The following is a 20262-nucleotide window of genomic DNA, read 5'->3' as shown; positions in this document are numbered from 1 at the left end:
AACGCAGCCTGTAACGAAGTGGAAGGCGACTCTTGAGCAAAAATCGCCAAAGTACAGACCCGCGTCGTTCTCCGCAAGGTAAAATTAAAAAATGATTCGGATACAGCCAATTCGCAAACCCATTGATGCCACCATAAAGGTTCCCGGTTCCAAAAGTTATACCAATCGGGCGTTATTAGTCGCCGCGTTGGCACACGGGGCTTCAACCATAACCGGTGCTCTCTTCAGCGATGATACACGCTATATGTGCAATGCCCTGCAGAAACTCGGCGTCGAGATTGACGCTGATGAGAAGCAGACGAGGTTTGATGTCCGTGGAAATGGCGCGGACATTCCGGTTTCGAGTGCCGAACTCTATATCGGGAACTCAGGGACGACTTCACGTTCGCTGACCGCCTACGTTTCGTTAGGTCATGGGCGGTTCGTCATTGATGGTGATGAACCGATGCGACACGGTCGCCCTATCTCCGATTTATTGGATGCGCTGACACAAATTGGGGTTTCGGCACGCTCACAATTCGGCAATGGACATCTGCCTGTCATTATTGAGGCAAACGGATTGGAGGGTGGAAAGACCCGACTTGATGTCTCTAAGAGCAGCCAATTCTTAACGGCGTTGCTGCTCATCGCACCGTCCGCTAAAAACGACGTAGAGATTGAGGTCGTTGGGGATCGCGAAATGCCCTATATTGACATTACACTATCAGTCATGGAGGCGTTTGGTGTCCAAGTCGTCAGCGAAGGCTATCAGTATTTTCGGATTTCAGGTGGGCAGCGGTATCAGCCGCGTATCTATAACGTTGAGCCCGATGCCTCCAACGCCTCCTATTTCTTGGCAGCTGCCGCACTCACAGGAGGACGCGTCACTGTCCAGCATTTACACTTAGATTCCATGCAAGGCGATGTCCAATTTGTGCGTATTTTGGAACGAATGGGGTGTCAGGTCACTGTTTCTGACAATGGAATTACCCTTACCGGTCCTCGCCAATTGAACGGTGTCGATGTGGATATGCGGACGATTTCGGATACGTCCCTAACCCTTGCCGCGATTGCACCCTTTGCCGATAGCAAAGTCACCATCCGGAACATTGAACACACGCGCTGGCAAGAAACCGATCGGATTCATGCAATGGTGACGGAACTACGAAAGTTAGGTGTTCCTGTCATTGAACATCAAGATGGACTCGAAATTTCACCCGCCCCTATTACCCCTGCCGCAATTGATACCTACGAGGACCACCGCATAGCGATGGCATTTTCACTCGTCGGTCTAAAGGCGAGCGGAATACGTATTAACGATCCAGACTGCGTCAGCAAAACCTTCCCTACTTATTTTGACGTGTTTGAGGAATTGTACGCCTGAGTTTTGGAGGATGAGATCATTTCCTTCTTCTGTAGAAGGGATCTCCGAATCCCGACTCTTATTCCCCCTGATAAGGGGGTTAGGGGTGTTAACTGACAACCGATAACTGACAACTATTCCGTAGGAGCGACCTCCCGGTCGCGATTTATCCCACAAAGCTAACAGAAAGTCGAAAACTGAATAGGAACGTGAGTTCGAGAATAAAAAGGTAATGTATACGTAGGTTGGGTAGAGCGGTGAAACCAAGAATCCGCCAGTTGATATGTATGATGCCCATTTCCAGAACCTTATTCACAGAATACATATAGCGAAACCCAACGAAACAACTGAACACTACGCACATCGGTGTTGATATCTTACCCAATAAATCAAACTCACGCCTTCTTCATATAAACTTTGGAGGAAAGGCAACTTGCGTTTCTTTACCGTAGTCATTCTAAGTGGAATAGTCTGTTTATGTTGTTCCCAAATAGCGCGGTCTGCCGAAATTAAGGTTGTTGACAATAACGTCTTTGTCGAAACCGATACCTACCAAGTCGAGTTCACCGATGGCGTTATCACCCAATTCCATAACAAACTCACTGAAGAAACCTATACCCTCCCTCTCGGTGCGGGCGGCGTTACAGGTTTTCGTGGGCGCAGTGGATTATTAAAAAGAGACGGCAGATCTATCTGGACCGACCAAGCGACGCTAATAGAAGCAAGAAAAGTCGCACCGCTGAAAGCAGAAATCCTGTTTCGTCAGGGACAAAACCGAATTCGTCTGTTCATAGGCGTTGACGCGAGATCAGGCGATCTACTGATTCAACAGGACGGAACTTCCGACACTGCAGGCGTCTATGGGATACAGTGGGGATGTGGAAATCTAAATGTCAGGAGTCTGGACCTCATTCTTGCAGCGGACGGTGGACAAATCATTAACGCGATATCTCCGTTCACTTCCAGAAGTTTTGATTATCCGTTTAGTTGGGAAGTGCAACTCGCGATTCTTCAAGGTGAACAGGGTGGTTTTTTCGTTCGGGGCACAGATGAGACCTTTCGGTTCAAAGTCCTCCACTATGAAAAAGATGTAGAGAGTTTTGCCCTCGGTTTTGAAACCCAAAATCAAGCACCTTTTGATGCCCTGACCTCCGCGAAATCTGTGGTGTGGAGATTGAATACATACACAGGCGACTGGCGTGTGCCTGCGAGACAGTATCGGGAGTGGATGGAAAGAACATTTAAACCTTGGCGATTGTCAGACATGCCAACATGGGTTCAAAACATTGGCTTGATTGTTATCTATCACGGTTTGGATGTTGGCATATTAGATGGGTTGGCGGAACAAATTGATCCCGCAAAAACTTTACTGTATGTGACAGGGTGGCGGAAAAATGATTATGATGTGAATTACCCAGATTATACAGCAAAACCTGAGTTTGGTCGTTTTGTTGAAGCTGCTCGCCAATACGGGTTTCGGGTGATGCCGCATGCAAATCTCGTTGGCGTTTCACCGTACCATTCTCTCTATGAGGACCTTCAGCAATTTCAATTTCGAGATCCATGGAATGGAGACCTTCGCGGATGGTGGTGGGAACGAACGAATGTTCCCCAACGTCATGCCTTTATTAATCTTGCGAACTCTGCATTTAGAAAAATTCTCATCCGACAACTGAAGGAGGTGTGGGAAAAATACAGGGTGGATGCATTCCATTTGGATATCAGCCACTTTGTAATTAATGATGCAAATGGGCTGGTTGAGGGGCTAACCCCTGCCCAAGGGAACTTGCGAATGCATGAGGAATTAGCAGCCGCGATGCCGAAAGTTGTTTTTAGCGGTGAGAGTCTTCATGAAGTCACATTTTTCCGTGAGAGCTTCGCACAACGTTGGAAAGTCTCGCACCGGCACGACTGGTACGGAGGACCAGCGGCAAAATCACACCCAATTAGTTCATTCCTATTTTCTCAGTATACGCTACCTTATGGCTATTTGGCGTTGCCTAACCCTGATAGAGGACTACAACTTTACCAAGAATATCTGGAGTCGTATGAGAATTGGGGCGTTTTGCCCACGCTTCGGCTCTCGTCAATAGCTGACTTGGGGCCGGAACGGGTGAGGACACAGGAGTTACTCTCAATTGCACGAAATTGGCAGCAACTTGGTCTGAAGCCGGACTTTGAGATGGACTGGGGAGCTGACACGCTGTTTCAATATGTGGGTAAAGGTGATGAAATTGCAACGCTGAAAACTACTGATGGCGGTTCTATCTTTGATTTACCTCAGGAGGATGCCGGGTATGAAAGAGTATTTGGTGTGACGCAAGTAAAGACGGATCGAAGTCTGCCGCACTGGCACGCTTACAATGAGACGATGATACTTGGTTTGAATCCAGAGAGGTCTTATTTCTTAAGCAATACACCTCGCAATTTCTCTCGAGTACATATTAATTCCTTGCCAGTAGGTGTTGCTGTAACAGAATCACGTGTGACAGAAAATGCCGCTCTTTTCCAACTGGAAAAGATGGATGTCCGTCACGATATTGATTTATTGTCACAGTTTCATGTTCTAAAAACAGGCATTGTCGTGAATGGGCAAGAATTACCTCGACAAAAAGGAGCGACCTTCGGACATGGTAAGACTTCTATTTCTGGCATTCGTAAGGCTACAATTTGGGCGCAACCCCCTTGGCAAGGGATCAGCGGCGATACATTTGGTGAATGGACACTTTCGCTGCCAAATAGCTCTCACATCTCTTTGGATTTTGATATTGGATTGGCAGAGGGTTCCGAAAACTCTGATGGTGTAACCTTCATTGTCTCTGTCCAAGGTGATGAAATTTTTCGTCGACATCACACAGAACAGAAGTGGGAGCATATCCGTCTGGATTTGACCGCCTATCAAAGTGAAGACATCAAACTCCGCTTTACCACAAATCCAGGTCCCGAGGAAAATACTGGATGGGATTGGGCAGTGTGGGGAGAACCTAAAATCGTTTCTGAACCCTCAAACGAACTTACGAAAGTAGGATTTTTCTTACCCAATGAACCGATAAAAACTTTCCCTGATACACTGGAAGATGAAGGAAACGGACAATATGTCATTGAGACGGCACTTCCTGCACAAATTCTCTTTTTCTTTCAGCCTGGACAACAAATGATTTCCCCATATAATCTGAGAGATACCGAATTTACTGCTGGACTGCAGTTTGAGGGGATATTCCGCCTCGGGAGTGTGTGGAACTCAGGTGAACTTAGTGTCATGACTATCGGCGGAATCCCCAAGGAGAGTATTATTGCACATCCGCCTCGTGGTGGACAAACTGTTCTCCAGTTTTTGTTATTCTTGCCTCAAGCACGCAAGATAATATTCTCTTTTTCAATGGGATTACAAGACGGATGCAGTGATGGTGTGTTTTTCAAGGTGCTTGTGAATGGTGAAACGCAATTTGAACGTTTCACAAACACCTTTGGGTGGGAAGATGCTAACGTATCTCTTTCGAGGTACACGGGAGACTATGTGTTGTTGGAATTGATAACCGATCCTGGTGAAGATGTAAATTGCGACTGGGCACAATGGGCAGATCTGTTTATCGCTGCTGAAGGGGTTGAACCCAGTGGAGATGTCAATCAGGACGGGATTGTCAACATTCTTGATATTATTCTTGTGGCACAGAATCTTGGACAGAAACTACCCTCCAATCCGAGAGTAGATGTCAACAAAGATGGACAGGTGAATATCCTTGATCTTGTATCTGTTGCGGAACGTCTCGGTAAAAAGATAGCTGCCGCACCTTCTCTGATGGATGTCATCAAAAACACACCGTCCTCGCCTGAAGATGTTATTGTCGTCCGGCGCGCCTTGAATGAATTGGAAACTATTCCAGAGAAATCCGATAGTGTTAAGATGACAGTTCAGATTTTACGTGCTTGGTTGGCAACCGCCAATCAAGGGGTCAGAGAGACGCGACTCCTCCCGAATTACCCCAACCCCTTCAATCCTGAAACATGGATACCGTATCAATTGGCAGACGCGGCAGATGTGAGCATGGAAATCTACGATGTGGGTGGTCGTTTAGTCCGAACAATTCCTATTGGGTTCAAGCCTGTGGGGTATTACCTCACACGAGAACGAGCCGCCTATTGGGATGGACGGAATGAAACGGGCGAACAGGTTTCAAGTGGTGTCTACTTTTTACAGTTCGTGGCGGGAGATTTCACTGCCACACAACGAGCAGTAATAGTAAAATAACCTAAGTTACCCTCTTTGTAACATAACCTGTTAGGTTGTGTTCCTCTTATAGTATAAACTTTATGAAGTTGAAAATATTTCTGTGATTCTATGAAGGGCAATTTTCAAGCGATAAGCGTCTCTCATCCTGTAAATCCCCTCATCCTGTGAGTCCTGATTCAAACAAGTACGAATTTACTCAAACCGAAGTCTTTCCCGAAATTCCCCCAGAATCGCCATCCCGCCCCCATAAAACAACACTGCCAACGGAATCAGTGTCCAGATAGAGAGGGAACCCTTCAACTGCACTAAACCAACGCCCATCAGAGCAGAGAGGAGACATGCTTTCAAAAACGTGCGGAATATAAACGGGGTTTCCCGTAATTTGATAATGTTTCTTGAAATGTAACCGATTCCAAAAATAAGTAGGTATCCCTCACTGATAACCATCGCAATGGCGGCACCCGTGTGGCTGAAACGCGGGATTAGGTATAGATTCAAACAGATGTTCAGGAGTGCCGTTGTGCCCATCAGGACGGAGAAAGCACGACGTTTATCTGTCGCTCGAAGCACCGCCAATACTGCTGTCGTTATGAAAATGAGTCCACCCGCCCAACTGAGCCATTGGAGTGCAATTGATATTTTGGCGACTTCACTCGGTGTGTAGGTCGGAAATAACACCATCGTAATTTCGGGCGATAATATTGAAAGTCCAACCGCTAACGGAAATCCACTCAGGACCATCCACCGCATACCAAGCGCGTATGCCCCCGGGAACCTCCCTTTCTCTCGTTCCCATGCACGAGATAGCACAGGGAACATCGCACCCATCATGAACGCTCCCGGCAGAGTCGTGAAAGCGTTAACAATCGTATACGCCAGACCATACCATGTGTTGGCATCCACCCCTTCCGCGCTTAATTTTGATAGCAGAATCGCATCAACGCGAAAATAGAGCAGATTGAAGAGGTTCCCAACCGCAAACGGCAACGCCTGCTGCATCAGCACTTTCACGATCTCTCGACTCGGTTGGAAACGCAGTCGCGTGAAGCGGAATCGGGCGAATCCAACGCTCAAAACCAGATTAATACAACTCGCTGCGAGCATCACTTGACAGATCGGCACGAGTCCATAGCCGCGTAGAATCGCGCCACCGCCGATGACAAGAAACGCGCCACGCTCGGCTATTACGGTTAAAGCCTCATATTTCATCTCCTCGTGCGCGCGGAAGACACATCGGTGCAATTGTGCTAACGAATTGACAATCTCTGCCAACCCTAAAAAAACTATCATCTTTAGGATTATCGGCGGATAGAGGATTATACCGCTGATAATCATGATGCCATAAGCAACAATTGAGAGAATGACGCGGACAATGAGCGCGTTGCCGAGATAGTGTCGGGTCTGTTGCGGGTGCAACGTCATCTCTCGGATGAGTGGGTTTTGGAGTCCTAATTCCGTGAGAATCGCAATAAGGTTCGTGAGGGCAATCGCAACAAAATAGCCGCCGAGTTCACTTTCACTAAAATAACGTGGCATGAGCCAGATCGTTATCACGAGTGAGCCGAGGCGGCCGATAAGGTGGGCACTGGATAGGGATGACGTGTTTTTAAAAATACGGTTCATCTAATGCTGCGCTTCACCGTTCCACTTTTCGTAAGTGCTAAAACCGTAGTCTGCAACAACGGCGCAGACGGATTTGAGGGGCGGACTTGATAGGTAAAACGCACGTCGTTTCTCCGCAAGGTAAATTAGAAATTTAATATAATCCGACCCTAACGTAGTTCGGTACTAAGGTCCAGTAACTATCGGTATCGCCGTGCTGCAGCCGTTGTGCCCCAAGGTGTGCAATCGTTGCCCCCCGTGGAACGTTGAAAATAGGATTGGCAAAGTGTGCGTTCCCACCGAGCCTTTCTCGGACTGCATCTCCGTACGTCAGGAGTCCATCCCCAACGAAATTGAGAAGACCATTTGATGGGACATTCGTAGTGAGTCGATCGAGGAATGCATCGACGGGTAAGCAGAGATCTTCGCTGAGACGTTGCCATTCGGTGCCGCCATGGAAAGCAGTGCCATAAATTTCGCTCCGTCGGGCATCGAGAAGTGGACAGATGACACCGTTTGTCGATCGGAGGTTATAGGCGATCGCCTCCAAGGTCGAGACACCAACAATCGGTGTGTCGAGGGCATAACAGATGGATTTGATCGTCGCGACACCGATGCGAATACCGGTGAACGATCCGGGTCCGATGCCAACGGCACATCCATCCAGAGCATCTACTGTGATATTACCCCATTTCAAGACGCTATCAATCGCTGGCATGAGTCTCGAGGAGTGTGCTTGGACAATGTTGAGTGTATGTTCTGCGACTAAATTATCGCCATCTATTAAGGCGATACTCCCAATAGGGGTAGAGGTGTCAATACCTAAAATTTTCATGCGTGCGTTTCGGTTTCTCTTCACCGTTGTAGATTAATGTTGATTTTCTCTCGCGGAGTCCCGAAGGATTTTAAAACCCTCCGAGACTCTCACGCAATAGCTACTCGGTTTTCAACTTTGCCCATGTCGTCGCGAGTTTACCGTGCGCTTCCACATCAAGCGAGTCTGGCAGTAATTTTTTGATCTCTGCCTCACTGAGGGCAGCGGCATAGATTCGTGAATCCTCGATATGAGCATCAAGATCACCGGGACCTCCCGCTAAACCGCCGTGACGCTTCCCCCAAATTGCCTCCGCATCGTTGTTATCAAAAGTCACGAATTGACCAAAGGTATAGTCCCCAATTTTGTCCCCGTTCCGGTATATCTGCACACGCGCCGTACCACCATCATCTTCATACGAGATTGCCATCATAATCAGCTCTCCCGTTTTCTTTTCCTCGAACCCCGGTTTCGGGTCTTGGGTGCGATGAAACCACCCGCTCCCTGCCATCCAGCGATGATGTTGGCGTTCTCCAAAGACGATCGCGTCGAATGTCGGATCCGAGAGACGGTCGATGGTTAATATTGAGCCTGCCTGTACATCAAGGTTATCCATGATAGCCCACGACACCAAGGTCTTTTCTCCGATGTCCGCTCCATCATATCCACTTGCGATTGCCCACTTGCCAAGATCAACATTTAATTGACCGTCCTCAATTGTAGCACCATTGAGTTTAATGTCGGCAAAGTTACCCGTAAGATCTTCCAGTTCGACACCTTTCTCAAAGGTCCAGTGTCCGACAAGGGTTTCCGCCTTTTCTGCCTGTCCCAGTGCTGGTCCTGATAAATTGAGCAGAAGCAGGACAGCACATACCCAAGTGCAATAGCGTTCCAGGTACTTCATGGTCATCTCCTCCATAGTTAATTTAGGTTGAGATTCTCCAGAAACCGCTGAGATTCAAATGTAGTGTTTGCCATTAACCATTATGCGGACCGTCACGGACTTGAAAGCGGAAATCCGCCGCACGTGCACATCCGCTAACCAGACGTTTCAACTCAGTATATCACGTCCGTTAAAAAATGTCATGTTTTTGTGTTGGTAATTAGGGCTATTCAGTTCTTCTATGGGAGGAGAAAACACCTCAATTCCCGATTCTTGCTGACCGCTGACCGCTGACGGCTATTCTTAATTCAGACGCGAGAGCAATTTTTGGAGGTGTTGGATGTTTCGCTCAACTGCTGTAGCATCGGGTGGCGCGTTTGTGAGTTGGAGATAGGTCTCGAAAGCAGCGATACCTTCGCTGTATGCATGATTTTTGTAGTGCAGGTAACCCAGGAGGCGATAATCCGCGGCGACGTTCGGTAGCAGCCACGTGATCCGTTCAGCCGCTGTAAGTGCTTTATCGTAGTTTTCAAGAAGCGTGTAGGCGCGCGTCAGGTTCCGCAAAATGCGGGCAAGAATCTCTTTATCTGTCGCTTCAACCAACATACTCGATTCCAGTGGGACCGAGTCACCATGCGTTTCTTGGAGTTTTGTCTGGAGTGCGTCTTCACACATAAAAGATCCGTTTTCAAATACATCAAGCAGGATGTCTAAATGCTCACGTTGGTATCTTACAAGGAAATGCCCCGGAAAATTTACGCCAACAAGTGGTAACCCAGCGCGTCTGCCGACTTCGATGTAGACAACACCTAACGTAATCGGAATCCCCGTCTTTTTATCAAGGACAAAGTTGAGGAAGTTGTTGCCGAGGGCGTAGTAGTTGTCGGTATTTCCTGTGAACCCTTTTTCCTGAAAGAGGTATTGATTCAGGACAGTAATGTGCGCCTCAGGTAGCGTCGTCTCTTGGATCCGTTCCCGAACCGTATCCGCCATCTCATCAAGCTGGTGGAGGTAATTCTCAATATTAAGTTCGCGATACTCGCTCTGCGCGATGAGCAGCGCACCTGTTGCGAGTTCAACCTCGGTACTATTCAGGTTCGCGAAGGAGAAAAATGGATCTGTTTGCGGTTTTTTTGTCATTTTTCCGATAAAAGTAAATTTTTCTTGCATTCCCTCAGAATAGATTAGCTCAGCTGGGAGAGCGCTTGCATGGCATGCAAGAGGTCACCAGTTCAAGTCTGGTATCCTCCACTTTTTTATTGCACCTACTGTTCCGGCGGTGATTTGGGTGCTGCGTCTGTCGTCTTGTTGGTTTGTGTTTTCTTCGTTCGGCGCGGGATACCGTTATCCAACACCCCCATCAGTGTTAAATGGAGTTGCGCTCGGGTCGGCAATATCTGAACCAATTCTTCCTCAATTTCCTCAATCCGTCCTTGCATTTCCTTCCGCTTCGCTCGGAATTCGTCTAAGGTCTTCTGAATCTCTGTATCTTCTACAAGCGAATCTTTGGCAAGTCGATTTAAAGTTTTCAAATCGTTGATTGCCTGAATGTCCTTTTGGCGTTTCAGGTTCCACAATTCTTCAAGTTGGGATTTCTGTGCTTCTGTTACACCGAGATCTTCTAAGGTGGTGCCTTTCTTATTTTCGGCATTGTTCTTTTGTGCCCATCCGATAACGCCAAAAAGCGCAACACATATCAGAATCGCCAAGATCTGTTTTCCATAAGAGATATGTGACACTTGGTTTCGTCTCCCTTTAGTGTTTTGCATAAGTTTGCACCTCTAACTTCACTATCGAACCCGATTTGAATATCCTTCATACCATAATACCATGAAAGGTGGAGGATGTCAAGGAGAAACGGTGGAAGTGCCAAAGGCATTCAACTCTTCTGTAGGCGGAAACTCCGATTCCCGAGGCTTGCTGATCATTCCCTGCTGGCGAGGTTTCTAACCTCGCCTTACCGACAACTGGTGGTGTCTTTTGTGGGATGGGTTTTCAACCCGACTTATACTGACCGCTGATGCCTGTGGCAGTGTTGGACTCTACGAATTTGAGAAAAATTTCGCTTGACAAAAAATAACGCATCTATTACAATTAATTTTAACATTACGCCTCACACTGCTTTACATGCGCAGATGGGGTTTGGAGTGCAAGGGAGGGTTGGATGCTTTACAAAGGGTTAGAACTGGATCGGTTTCAGGAGAAAGCGATCGCAGCGATTAATCGGGATACGTCAGTAATTGTCACTGCCCCGACGGGGGCTGGCAAAACCGTCATCGCTGAATACGCTGTTGAAAAGTGTCTTAAGGAAAACCAACGCGTTATCTACACCGCACCGATCAAAGCCCTTAGTAATCAAAAATATCGGGACTTTTACGCCGAGTATGGGGAAAAAATCGGAATTGTCACTGGCGATGTCGTACTCAATCCGTATGCACAAGTACTCTTGATGACGACCGAGATTTTTCGAAATACTATCTTTGATGATATTGAACGGTTAAGAGACGTATCTTACGTCATCTTTGATGAAATTCATTATATTAATGATATTGAGCGCGGCACCGTCTGGGAAGAAAGCCTCATTTTCGCACCTCAACATATTAAATTCGTTTGTCTGAGCGCGACAATCCCAAATATTCGTCCCTTCACCGAATGGATGCAAGGTGTTCGGGATATTGACATCGAGATAATTGAAGAATTAAAACGTCCCGTTCCTTTGGAGCATCACCTCTATTTTAAAGATTATGGCATCGGTAGTGTAGAACATATCTCCGCACTTCGCAGAAGGGCGCAGCACGACTCGCGTAAACGAAAAGCCGACCCATTTGAAGATAAAAAACCTCCAGCACTTCCTGCTGACTTGGTAGAGACAAGCCTGATTCCACATCTCCGTCGAGAGAAGCAGCTTCCCTGCCTCTATTTCTGTTTTAGTCGGAGGGGGTGTGAAGAAAACGCAGGTGCATTGGTGTTCGGATCGCAGCTACAGTTGCTAAATAAAAAACAGACCGAACAGATTTTAAAGCAATTTGATGAGCTCTGTCTCCAATTTGACATCGTCGAAGAAAAGAAAATTACGGAATTCCGTAGGTTAGTCAGTTGCGGCATCGCTTATCATCACGCGGGTATGTTACCAACGCTGAAAGAGGTCGTCGAGAGGTTGTTTACCTCCGGATTAATTCAACTCCTTTTTACCACTGAAACGTTCGCTGTTGGTATTAATATGCCAGCCTGTACAGTGGTCTTTGACAGCCTTGAAAAATTTGATGGACTCGGATTTCGGCATCTCAAGGCACGAGAATATCGTCAGATGTCGGGGCGTGCTGGCAGGCGCGGTATTGACTCCATCGGTTACGTCTATGCCCAAATTATACCCGCTTATGCGGATTTCAATGAAATTCGACGTATTGTTTCTGATAAGATCGAACCCATAGAGAGCCAATTCAATCTTTCCTATTCCAGCATTCTCAACCTTTATCAGAAATATGGTGATGACATTTACGATGTTTATACGATGAGTTTGAGTAACCATCAGAACCGCGTGCGGGTCACTAAGCTCAATAAGCAAATTAAAGATAAGACGGAAAAACTTCAGACGCTCCCTAAACCCGAGTGTATTCACGAAGGTATTGATGGGAGTGTGCAAATTGAGAAACATTATCGTCAGCAGCGGAATCATAAAAAAAATCTTCAGCGTTTGCATGTAGAACTCGCACAAATCAAATCCCAGACGCGAGGAAAAAAGCGGAAAAAGGAACGCGCGAGGCGATTGAGAACCGTTCAGAAAGAAATTAAACGTTTTCAAACGAGGCGCGAGGAGAGTCTTTGTACCGACTGTCAGCACTTATCCACATGTACCGGGAAATATAAAACCATTCGCAAGGAAGAGGAACGACTTCAAAAACTTAAGAAAAAGACAACACTTGTTGAAAACGATCCCCAGCGACAGATAGCCGCCCGTTTGAAAGTGCTTGAAGAACTCGGATACATTGACGCACAAACGCTTCTGCCGCGCGGGAGCACCGCTGGCCATCTCTATGGATATGAGGTCCAGCTAACCCAAGTACTGTTTAGCGGCTTTTTTGAAAGGTTGACAGAGGACGAAATTAACTGTCTCATGGTCGCTATTGTCACCGAACCCCGTAAAGATGGATACTTTAAACCGCTCAAAGATGAACGTTTGTTAGAGAATCTTTATGCAGTCAGTTCTGAAATTTCGCTCATACAGAATTTAGAGGCTAAACATAAGGTGACTGAAATCACACCGCTCTTAGAACTTCGACTCTGCACTGCGATGCTCGCTTGGAGTCAAGGTTGTGATTTTGACAAACTTGAACGATATGCACGTTTAGATGCTGGCGACTTTGTCAGATCCTTTCGACTCGTCGTTGATCAGCTTCGCCAAATCCGTCGTGCTATGAGTGGTCATACTGCTCTCGTTGATAAACTCAACCGATGTATCGGCAAGATTAACAGAGATGTTGTGGATGCAGAGCGGCAACTGCGAATTGGGCAGGAGGATCTTGATGAAACAAAAGTTGAGGAATCCGACCAGCCACTCCCTGTTGCCCTTGAAGGTTCGGAGGATGCTGAAGCAGGAAGTGAAACATCGATTCCTTAGCGCGTTTTGCTTTCAGATGACAACTTTTTGAAAAATGCTTGTAATGTGAAATAGATTGTATTACAATGGCAGAATCATGTGGATGGATGCTGGCGATTGAGAGGTGCTGCGGCGCAGTGCTCAAAGATGCCAGCACTTTGATAATGGATAAAGGAGATTAACATGGCAAATCAAGCTTTCGACTTGGCTGGTGCGCTCAAGGTACGCCCGGCTGAAGAAAACGATGCAGTGCATTTACACACATTTTGTTTCCCTGAGAAAACTCCAGCAGAAGTTGCGGAAGAACTCAAAGCCGATTTGGACTCAGACGGTCAAACCCATCGACTCGTTGCTGAGTCGAGTGGATACCCGATCGGGCAGATTACCGTAAGTAAGGGTTCCCATGATTCTGAGGTGGCTCAAGTCGGGAATCTCGCTGTATCTGGACCCTTTCGGCAGTTAGGTGTGGCGGATTATCTCATAAAGGCTGCCGAGGCTGCCGCGGCAGAAAATGGCGCGAAAACCCTTGAAATTGAACTGGCATCCTCGGAAACGAATGTCATCCAGAGATATAAGGATTGGGGCTTCGTTGAAAAACCGATTGTTATTTTGCAGAAAATGCTTGACGCAGAAGAACAAGAAGAGGTCGCAGAAGAAGTCGTAGAAGAGGAAACCGCAGAAGAAGTCGTAGATACAGACACCGTTGAAAATCCCGTTACTGAGACCGCGGGCGAGCAACAGGAACTTCTTAATGCCTAATGGTGTGATTCATCAATGAACCCCGCGCCGCCGCTGGCGCAGTTTCTAAAGGAAACACCCTACCGAATGCCACACGCGCAAATGTAATACATTGTCTCGCAAGTCCACACGCGACTTGCGCTACGGATTTCGTCTATTCTCAGACTTAATCCCGTGTTGATTCGCAAAAATACCTCGCCTACTGCCAAGGTCCAAGTAATTAGGGGCTTTACGACAGTGGCATAGGAGAAACGGACTATGAAGAAAATCTGGCTTGCCCTTGTGCTTACGCTCTTTGTAATGGGGTGCGGCACTCAGAACGAGAACCTCGCGAAGGGTAAAGAACTGATTAAATCGGATAAACGACGCAAAGAAGAACGCGCTGTCCGAGAATTTAAACTCGCACTCCAGCAACAGATTGATAGTGCTGAGGCACACTATCTGCTTGGATATTACAACTCGCAGGAATTTTACGAACCGGATACCACTGATTGGCAAGAAGCATCGATCGCTGAACGAGGCAAACAGATGTTCCTCGCATATCAAGCAGAGCAGCGGAAGTACCTCGAAAGACTCGTTTTTGAGACACTCCGTGATGATGACTTGGATGTCCAAAATGCTGCACTTGATGCTCTAAAACGGATCTATAAGCAAGGCGATAGGAATCGGCTTCTCAGTCAACTTCAAAAGGCAATCAAGTCGAGCGACAATCGCGATAGGCATAATGCGAATTGGGTACTTGGGCATCTCGGTCAGGAAGATCCGGGGACAATTGTCCCGCTTTTGGTAAAACTGCTGGATCATCGAAGAATGGAAACTCGCTTGAATGCCGTCAAGGCACTCGGAGAGGTCGGAAGTGAACAAGCGATTCCAGCACTCGCTGCCTTAATTGAGTCCGGTTCTGCAAAATGGGCGCGCGATCGGGAGGAACCTGAAGTCCGACAACTTGCTGTGGAAGCACTCGGCAAAATCGGTGGGGCTGCTGTGCCGGAATTAGTCAAAATTGTGCAGAATAAGGGGTCATCGCTGCGTGTTGATGCCATTCGAGCCTTGGCTGTCCTCGGCGACGAGAAAGTTGTGGAACCGCTCTTAGAGGCTCTAAAGGAACAGAGCAGCCGGGATGTTGTTATCCCGATTAACTGAATTAGGACTTACGCAGCATCCCTTTGTTTATCCGCAAGGTAAAATTATAAAACCGCAAGGAATAATTCAAAAATGCGAAAAAAAATAAGATGGTTTAACGAATCTCACCCCTCGGTGTTTATCGTGCCACTCCTTTTTTTACTGGTACTCGGACTCGGATGTGATAATCAGCATTACGATGAACGCCTGAAAATGCAGGTGCAGCAGTTAGACAGTGACCTAAAAGACCGTTGGTCGACCAGTGGCGTCGTTGTTTTGAATACGACACCCAACGGTCCCGCAGATAGAGCACAACTCGAGGCCGGTGAACTCATCTCTTACGTCATTGCAGAATATCCTGCTCGAGAGGCTGGAGACTTTAACAGGGCAATAAAGCAGGCACTCGATGAGGATAATAACTTCATTCTTTATCTAAAAGATAAGCCTCCACTGCGTATCGCCCTCCGCAGACAAGGAGATAAGGTAGGACTCAGCGTTGAAGGCAATGGGACAGTGCGGGTCAAAGAGATTCAACCCGGTACCCCAGCGGCAAATACCGATATTCAGGTAGGAGACATTGTTGAGAAAATTGTCGATGAACGCAAAATTTATAGCCTTGATGATTACAAGAAAACGCTCGGAGAACTTTCTAAAAAGCAGTTTACTTTCCGAACGACCGAATTAATAGGTGTGAAGATTGCCGCTGTCGACGCACTCGGAGACTTAGGCGATGTCCGTGCGATTGAGCCACTCGTCGACCTCTTCGAAAATAGTACAGAATTCTCGCTCCGGAAAGGTGCCATTAATAGCCTTCAACGTCTCGTTGAATTGAGTGTCCTAAACGATCTTTTTCAGGAGTTTCAACGTGCCGACGTGAACCAACTGCCAGCCGATGGTCTTCAGGCACAACAGTTAGAATCTGCTGCGATCCTGGGTTTGCTTACTGTCGATAGAACCGAGAATACCGCCACCCTTAAGGCTCCCTTCGGGACCCAATTCAGACACAGATCCGAAGCACTTTATCAAAAAATTAACGAAGGACAACTCGCTGAACTTGCGCAAGCATACATCCAAATTGAAGTGGAACCAGAGCAAGAAATTCGACGCGCCTGCCTCGCGATGCTCGGAATACTCAAACCGGTTTCTGCCATTGATGCCCTCGTTGCGGTTCTTGAGAATCCTGCGGAAATTCCCGGTATCCGATTCCAAGCTGGATTGGCACTCAGTCAGATCGGTCAACCTGCCGTTGATACGCTTATTACTGCGTTTGAAAAGGGCGACACCAGCACGAAGGATATTGCTGCTTCCGCACTCGGGAGCATCGGGGGATCTAAGGCGCGGGATCGATTGATTCATGCCTTGGAAAATAGCACTGAATCGGCGATTCAACTCACCCTTGTCGACGCGATCGCAAAAATTGGCGATATGCCTTCAATCCAAGCGTTGGAACGTCAACTCCAACAGTACCAGCAGGACGATGAAAGTGGTGTGCGTATCTTTCTCGATGAGGTCTTCAGAGGTCTCGGAGACGGATCAATGTAATTCGGCGGAACGCTCGCGCAACAGGTTGTGGGCTGCTAATGAAAATTGGACTCATTTCAGACTTGCACACGGACGTTACGCTTTTGAACAAGTTACTTGTTCCACATCTCATTGATGCTGTTAAGGCAGCAGAACTTGATGTGTTCGTGATCGCCGGAGATATCGCACGACATTTAGTTCAACTCTCCGAAACACTGAATGCCTTTCACCTCGCGGATTTGGCATGTGAGATAGTGTTTGTCCCCGGTAACCATGACATTTGGGCGATTGAAACCGCTAACGTTACGAGTGAGCAGAAATGTCGGATTATTTCGGAACTTTGTGATGCGTGTGGGATTCATCCGTTGATGGACGCGCCGTTTATCAGCGAAAAAGTCGGTTTCTGTGGGACGATCGGCTGGTACGATTATAGTTTCGCACCCGATGGGTACGATTTTTCCGATGCTCAGTATGCCGAAAAGGAGTTGATGGGAGCCGTCTGGAACGATAAGCGATACGCCAAATGGAATGATACCGATCCAGGTGTCGCCCGACGTTTTGAAGCAGCTCTTGAGATGCAGATTGCCTCTATTCGGAATGATGTATCACATATCGTTGTCGTCACACACCATGTTCCGTTTCGGAAGTGTATCCGATACCGAGGTGAATTGCCGTGGGATTATTTTCGGGCGTTCATGGGCAGTAAACATCTTGGGGCTCAGTGTTTGCAGGAACCGCTTGTAACGCACGCGCTTTTCGGACATACACATCAGGCAGTTGATATGCAAATCGACAGTGTGCAGGCTATCTCTGCTCCTGTTGGTTATCTTCAGAAAGAACCTACGGCGGGTTTGCAGACTTATGCGACACAATGTTTGGCTTGTTTCGAGGTATAATTGAATTTGAAAGATAGAAAGGAAACCACTATGGAGATAACTTTAACCAACAGCAATGATGCCGGTGCGCTTGAATTCCCGTGGGGAGCGATTAAGTGGCTCTGTAACGATCAGATTGATCCAGAAGCTGAGATGACTTTTGGTGTTGTCTATATTAACGCCGGTGAAGGCAATCCTACCCATTATCATCCGAACTGTGAAGAACTTATCTATGTCCTCTCTGGTGAATGTGACCACAAATTGGGCGATGAAGTCATCCCACTCAGGCCTGGCATGATGTTACGTATTCCGCGCAATGTCAGGCACAACGCTGTCAATACCGGTTGGCAGCCCGTAACAATGATTATCTGTTATTCAGATGCCGACCGCCAAACCGTCTTTGAAGAGTGAGATAACTTAATAGTTTGTCAACGTTATTTTGACTTTTTGTAGGTGTTTTTGATTGGGTATTTCCTGCAGGTAGAACGGCGTGAAACCCAACAAAATCGGTCGAGTACACCTATCAGTTTAGATGTGACAGACTATTAGGTTGCTACTTACAAAATTTTGCTTATATGCTGAAACTTCGTAAGAGTAGCCTGCAACAACGGCGCGGGCGGATATACGGAAAGGTACGTTATTTTCCAAATTCACCTAACCGAACCGCAAGGGAAAATTAAAAAATGCATAGAGAATCCTGCTGTAGTGTTAAAATCTGCGGCATCACTTCTATCCATGACGCTCGACTTGCCGCTGATGCGGGTGCGGATTACATCGGCGTGTTGGTTGATGTTGCCGTATCTGAACGGACACGCTCCGCTCCGCAAGCCGCCGAAATTGCCAGCGAAAGTCCTATTCCCACCGTAATTCTACTCTATAACCGCTCAACATCCGACATACAAGAAATAGTTTCACAAGTTCAGCCGTTTGCCGTTCAACTCCTCGGACAGGAATCTCCTCAGCAGGTTGAGGAACTTAAGCGCACAGATGCATGTGAGTTCTGGAAATCTGTCTATTTACCAGCGGGACGTCCTGAAAATGTAGATATCCCGGCTGTTCAGGAGGAGATGCAGGCATATCGAGATGCTGGTGCGGATTTTCTACTATTTGATAGTGTTGATATGAGTCTTGAGAAACCGAGATACGGTGGCAACTCATCACGGAAAGTCCACTGCCGGTTTTCTTCGCAGGTGGGATTCGTCCAGAGAACGTCAAAGCTGCTATTGAAACGATCCGACCTCACGGCATTGATCTTTGTTCCGGGGTTGAAGCATCAAAAGGTGTCAAAGATCCGAGTAAGTTGGAACGACTTATGGAACAGGTCGGGCACGCTGAGTAAAGTAAAGTCCGAGGATATCGGAACACTTGTAAGGGTAGGTATTGTGGCTGCCCAAAACACCTCGCTACTGTCCTGTCCATCTTAAAATTGAGGATAGGTTCGTAGTAGGGCGATTCATCGCCCGTATATTGCCCAAGAATTTACCACCTATTGCTATCCATCAGTATTTCCAATTTGTTATCTATAGTATCAAATTAGACATCATAAGTAACATATTTATTTTCGTCTTGATATTTATTACTTATGCCATTGTTGCCTAATTATTTCTATGTTTTCATGCGGTAGGCTCCTCGAAACATTACGTGACAACAGACTTACTGCCTAAGACCTGATAAAGAGATTCTACTTGCTAAAGATATACTTTCGCGATTGCTTGTGATTGGCATGCTTTTTGCTACAGTAACGCCAGTTTGAAAATAGATCCGTAGGTCGGGTAGAGATATGACCTTTTCCAAGGTGCTTTTTGGCGAAATAGCGGTAGCGAAACCCGACATCCCGCTTTTATCAAACTCACGTTACAGTAACTTCAGAATATAGATAGACTTGAAATTTTGAAGAATTGCTGGAAAACATTGGCTGGAGTAAAGCAAAATGAATCATATTAAACCTCAAACAATTATTAAAGAGATACAACCTAAATTCGACACAATGGAGTCTAAGAATAAGGAATTGCCACTTGCAGAGGAAACAACTATGTCTTTTGATGAAGTGAGCGTTCGCCTTCAAAATATAACCAAGCGATTCCCAGGTGGAGTCGTAGCCAATCAAGATGTCACTTGTGAGGCAAAGCGGGGGGAGATCCACGCCATCCTTGGTGAGAATGGCGCGGGGAAGACCACGTTGATGAAAATACTTGCTGGTTTCTACACGCCAAATACCGGACGGATTGAAATTGATAACCAAGAAGTGGTATTTCATAGTCCTAAAGATGCCAAATTAGCTGGCATTGGTATGGTACATCAACACTTTTCACTGGTTCCAGCGTTGACTGTTGGCGAAAATCTTGCGTTAGGTTCCTCCAATACACCTTGGGTTTTGAAGTCAAAACAGTGGAACCAGCACCTTATGGATTCAGCAGAGCATTTAGGTTTTGATATCCGTCCGAATGTGAACGTTTCGCAACTCTCTATGGGGGAACGGCAGCGCGTTGAGATTTTCCGGTTGCTATTAGAAGGTGCAAAGGTCCTAGTCTTAGATG

General features: G+C 46.9%; 15 protein-coding genes and 1 tRNA gene. 11 read left to right on the top strand and 5 right to left on the bottom strand.

Annotated features, from left to right (window positions below):
• The first annotated feature begins 91 nt into the window (after nucleotides 1-91).
• Nucleotides 92-1363 carry a 3-phosphoshikimate 1-carboxyvinyltransferase gene (aroA, locus tag J4G07_06410; GenBank protein MCE2413620.1) on the top strand — a complete coding sequence of 424 codons (1272 nt, stop codon included), beginning with the start codon at nucleotides 92-94 and terminating at the stop codon, nucleotides 1361-1363.
• A gap of 412 nt (nucleotides 1364-1775) precedes the next feature.
• A complete protein-coding gene (locus J4G07_06405; GenBank protein ID MCE2413619.1) occupies nucleotides 1776-5591 on the top strand; it encodes a T9SS type A sorting domain-containing protein in 3816 nt (1271 codons plus the stop codon).
• A 174-nt stretch (nucleotides 5592-5765) separates the two neighbouring features.
• On the opposite strand, the gene J4G07_06400 is transcribed toward J4G07_06405, so the two are convergent.
• The 4 genes from J4G07_06400 to J4G07_06385 form a co-directional block, all read right to left on the bottom strand.
• A complete protein-coding gene (locus J4G07_06400) occupies nucleotides 5766-7196 on the bottom strand; it encodes an oligosaccharide flippase family protein (protein ID MCE2413618.1) in 1431 nt (476 codons plus the stop codon).
• A 133-nt stretch (nucleotides 7197-7329) separates the two neighbouring features.
• Complete coding sequence (gene tsaB / locus J4G07_06395) at nucleotides 7330-8010, bottom strand: tRNA (adenosine(37)-N6)-threonylcarbamoyltransferase complex dimerization subunit type 1 TsaB (protein ID MCE2413617.1); 681 nt, start codon at nucleotides 8008-8010, stop codon at nucleotides 7330-7332.
• 100 nt (nucleotides 8011-8110) lie between these two features.
• Nucleotides 8111-8893: a hypothetical protein gene (locus tag J4G07_06390; protein ID MCE2413616.1), complete on the bottom strand. Its 783-nt coding sequence runs from the start codon at nucleotides 8891-8893 to the stop codon at nucleotides 8111-8113.
• A gap of 282 nt (nucleotides 8894-9175) precedes the next feature.
• The gene (locus tag J4G07_06385; GenBank protein MCE2413615.1) at nucleotides 9176-10012 is read right to left on the bottom strand and encodes a transglutaminase family protein; all 837 of its coding nucleotides are present in this window, start codon (nucleotides 10010-10012) and stop codon (nucleotides 9176-9178) included.
• A gap of 42 nt (nucleotides 10013-10054) precedes the next feature.
• Between J4G07_06385 and J4G07_06380 the strand changes: the two genes are divergently transcribed.
• Nucleotides 10055-10123, top strand: a tRNA-Ala gene (locus J4G07_06380).
• A gap of 14 nt (nucleotides 10124-10137) precedes the next feature.
• Here the strand turns inward: J4G07_06380 and J4G07_06375 are convergent.
• The gene (locus tag J4G07_06375; protein ID MCE2413614.1) at nucleotides 10138-10641 is read right to left on the bottom strand and encodes a hypothetical protein; all 504 of its coding nucleotides are present in this window, start codon (nucleotides 10639-10641) and stop codon (nucleotides 10138-10140) included.
• A 395-nt stretch (nucleotides 10642-11036) separates the two neighbouring features.
• Between J4G07_06375 and J4G07_06370 the strand changes: the two genes are divergently transcribed.
• From J4G07_06370 to J4G07_06335, 8 genes are all read left to right on the top strand, one after another.
• Nucleotides 11037-13490, top strand: coding sequence for a DEAD/DEAH box helicase (locus J4G07_06370; GenBank protein ID MCE2413613.1), 2454 nt, complete (start codon nucleotides 11037-11039; stop codon nucleotides 13488-13490).
• A gap of 162 nt (nucleotides 13491-13652) precedes the next feature.
• The gene (locus J4G07_06365; protein MCE2413612.1) at nucleotides 13653-14228 is read left to right on the top strand and encodes a GNAT family N-acetyltransferase; all 576 of its coding nucleotides are present in this window, start codon (nucleotides 13653-13655) and stop codon (nucleotides 14226-14228) included.
• Between the two features lie 237 nt (nucleotides 14229-14465).
• Nucleotides 14466-15350: a HEAT repeat domain-containing protein gene (locus J4G07_06360; GenBank protein MCE2413611.1), complete on the top strand. Its 885-nt coding sequence runs from the start codon at nucleotides 14466-14468 to the stop codon at nucleotides 15348-15350.
• Nucleotides 15351-15422: 72 nt separating this feature from the next.
• Nucleotides 15423-16871, top strand: a complete 1449-nt coding sequence (locus tag J4G07_06355) for a HEAT repeat domain-containing protein (protein ID MCE2413610.1) — start codon at nucleotides 15423-15425, stop codon at nucleotides 16869-16871.
• A gap of 38 nt (nucleotides 16872-16909) precedes the next feature.
• Nucleotides 16910-17746, top strand: coding sequence for a metallophosphoesterase family protein (locus J4G07_06350; GenBank protein MCE2413609.1), 837 nt, complete (start codon nucleotides 16910-16912; stop codon nucleotides 17744-17746).
• Nucleotides 17747-17776: 30 nt separating this feature from the next.
• The gene (locus J4G07_06345) at nucleotides 17777-18136 is read left to right on the top strand and encodes a cupin domain-containing protein (GenBank protein ID MCE2413608.1); all 360 of its coding nucleotides are present in this window, start codon (nucleotides 17777-17779) and stop codon (nucleotides 18134-18136) included.
• Between the two features lie 730 nt (nucleotides 18137-18866).
• Nucleotides 18867-19064: a hypothetical protein gene (locus J4G07_06340; GenBank protein ID MCE2413607.1), complete on the top strand. Its 198-nt coding sequence runs from the start codon at nucleotides 18867-18869 to the stop codon at nucleotides 19062-19064.
• Nucleotides 19065-19655: 591 nt separating this feature from the next.
• Nucleotides 19656-20262, top strand: a 607-nt coding sequence (locus J4G07_06335) for an ATP-binding cassette domain-containing protein (GenBank protein ID MCE2413606.1), incomplete at its 3' end; no start/stop codon positions are given.

The sequence above is a fragment of the Candidatus Poribacteria bacterium genome, from assembly GCA_021295715.1.
Taxonomy (GTDB): domain Bacteria; phylum Poribacteria; class WGA-4E; order WGA-4E; family WGA-3G; genus WGA-3G.
Note: the sequence above shows the minus strand (reverse complement) of the source record. Positions and strands in the feature narration are given on the sequence as shown.

Coding starts and splice junctions, on each gene's coding strand:
- aroA (MCE2413620.1), top strand. CDS start 92: ATGATTCGGATACAGCCAATTCGCAAACCCATTGATGCCACCATAAAG.
- J4G07_06400 (MCE2413618.1), bottom strand. CDS start 7,196: ATGAACCGTATTTTTAAAAACACGTCATCCCTATCCAGTGCCCACCTT.
- tsaB (MCE2413617.1), bottom strand. CDS start 8,010: ATGAAAATTTTAGGTATTGACACCTCTACCCCTATTGGGAGTATCGCC.
- J4G07_06390 (MCE2413616.1), bottom strand. CDS start 8,893: ATGAAGTACCTGGAACGCTATTGCACTTGGGTATGTGCTGTCCTGCTT.
- J4G07_06385 (MCE2413615.1), bottom strand. CDS start 10,012: ATGACAAAAAAACCGCAAACAGATCCATTTTTCTCCTTCGCGAACCTG.
- J4G07_06375 (MCE2413614.1), bottom strand. CDS start 10,641: ATGCAAAACACTAAAGGGAGACGAAACCAAGTGTCACATATCTCTTAT.
- J4G07_06370 (MCE2413613.1), top strand. CDS start 11,037: ATGCTTTACAAAGGGTTAGAACTGGATCGGTTTCAGGAGAAAGCGATC.
- J4G07_06365 (MCE2413612.1), top strand. CDS start 13,653: ATGGCAAATCAAGCTTTCGACTTGGCTGGTGCGCTCAAGGTACGCCCG.
- J4G07_06360 (MCE2413611.1), top strand. CDS start 14,466: ATGAAGAAAATCTGGCTTGCCCTTGTGCTTACGCTCTTTGTAATGGGG.
- J4G07_06355 (MCE2413610.1), top strand. CDS start 15,423: ATGCGAAAAAAAATAAGATGGTTTAACGAATCTCACCCCTCGGTGTTT.
- J4G07_06350 (MCE2413609.1), top strand. CDS start 16,910: ATGAAAATTGGACTCATTTCAGACTTGCACACGGACGTTACGCTTTTG.
- J4G07_06345 (MCE2413608.1), top strand. CDS start 17,777: ATGGAGATAACTTTAACCAACAGCAATGATGCCGGTGCGCTTGAATTC.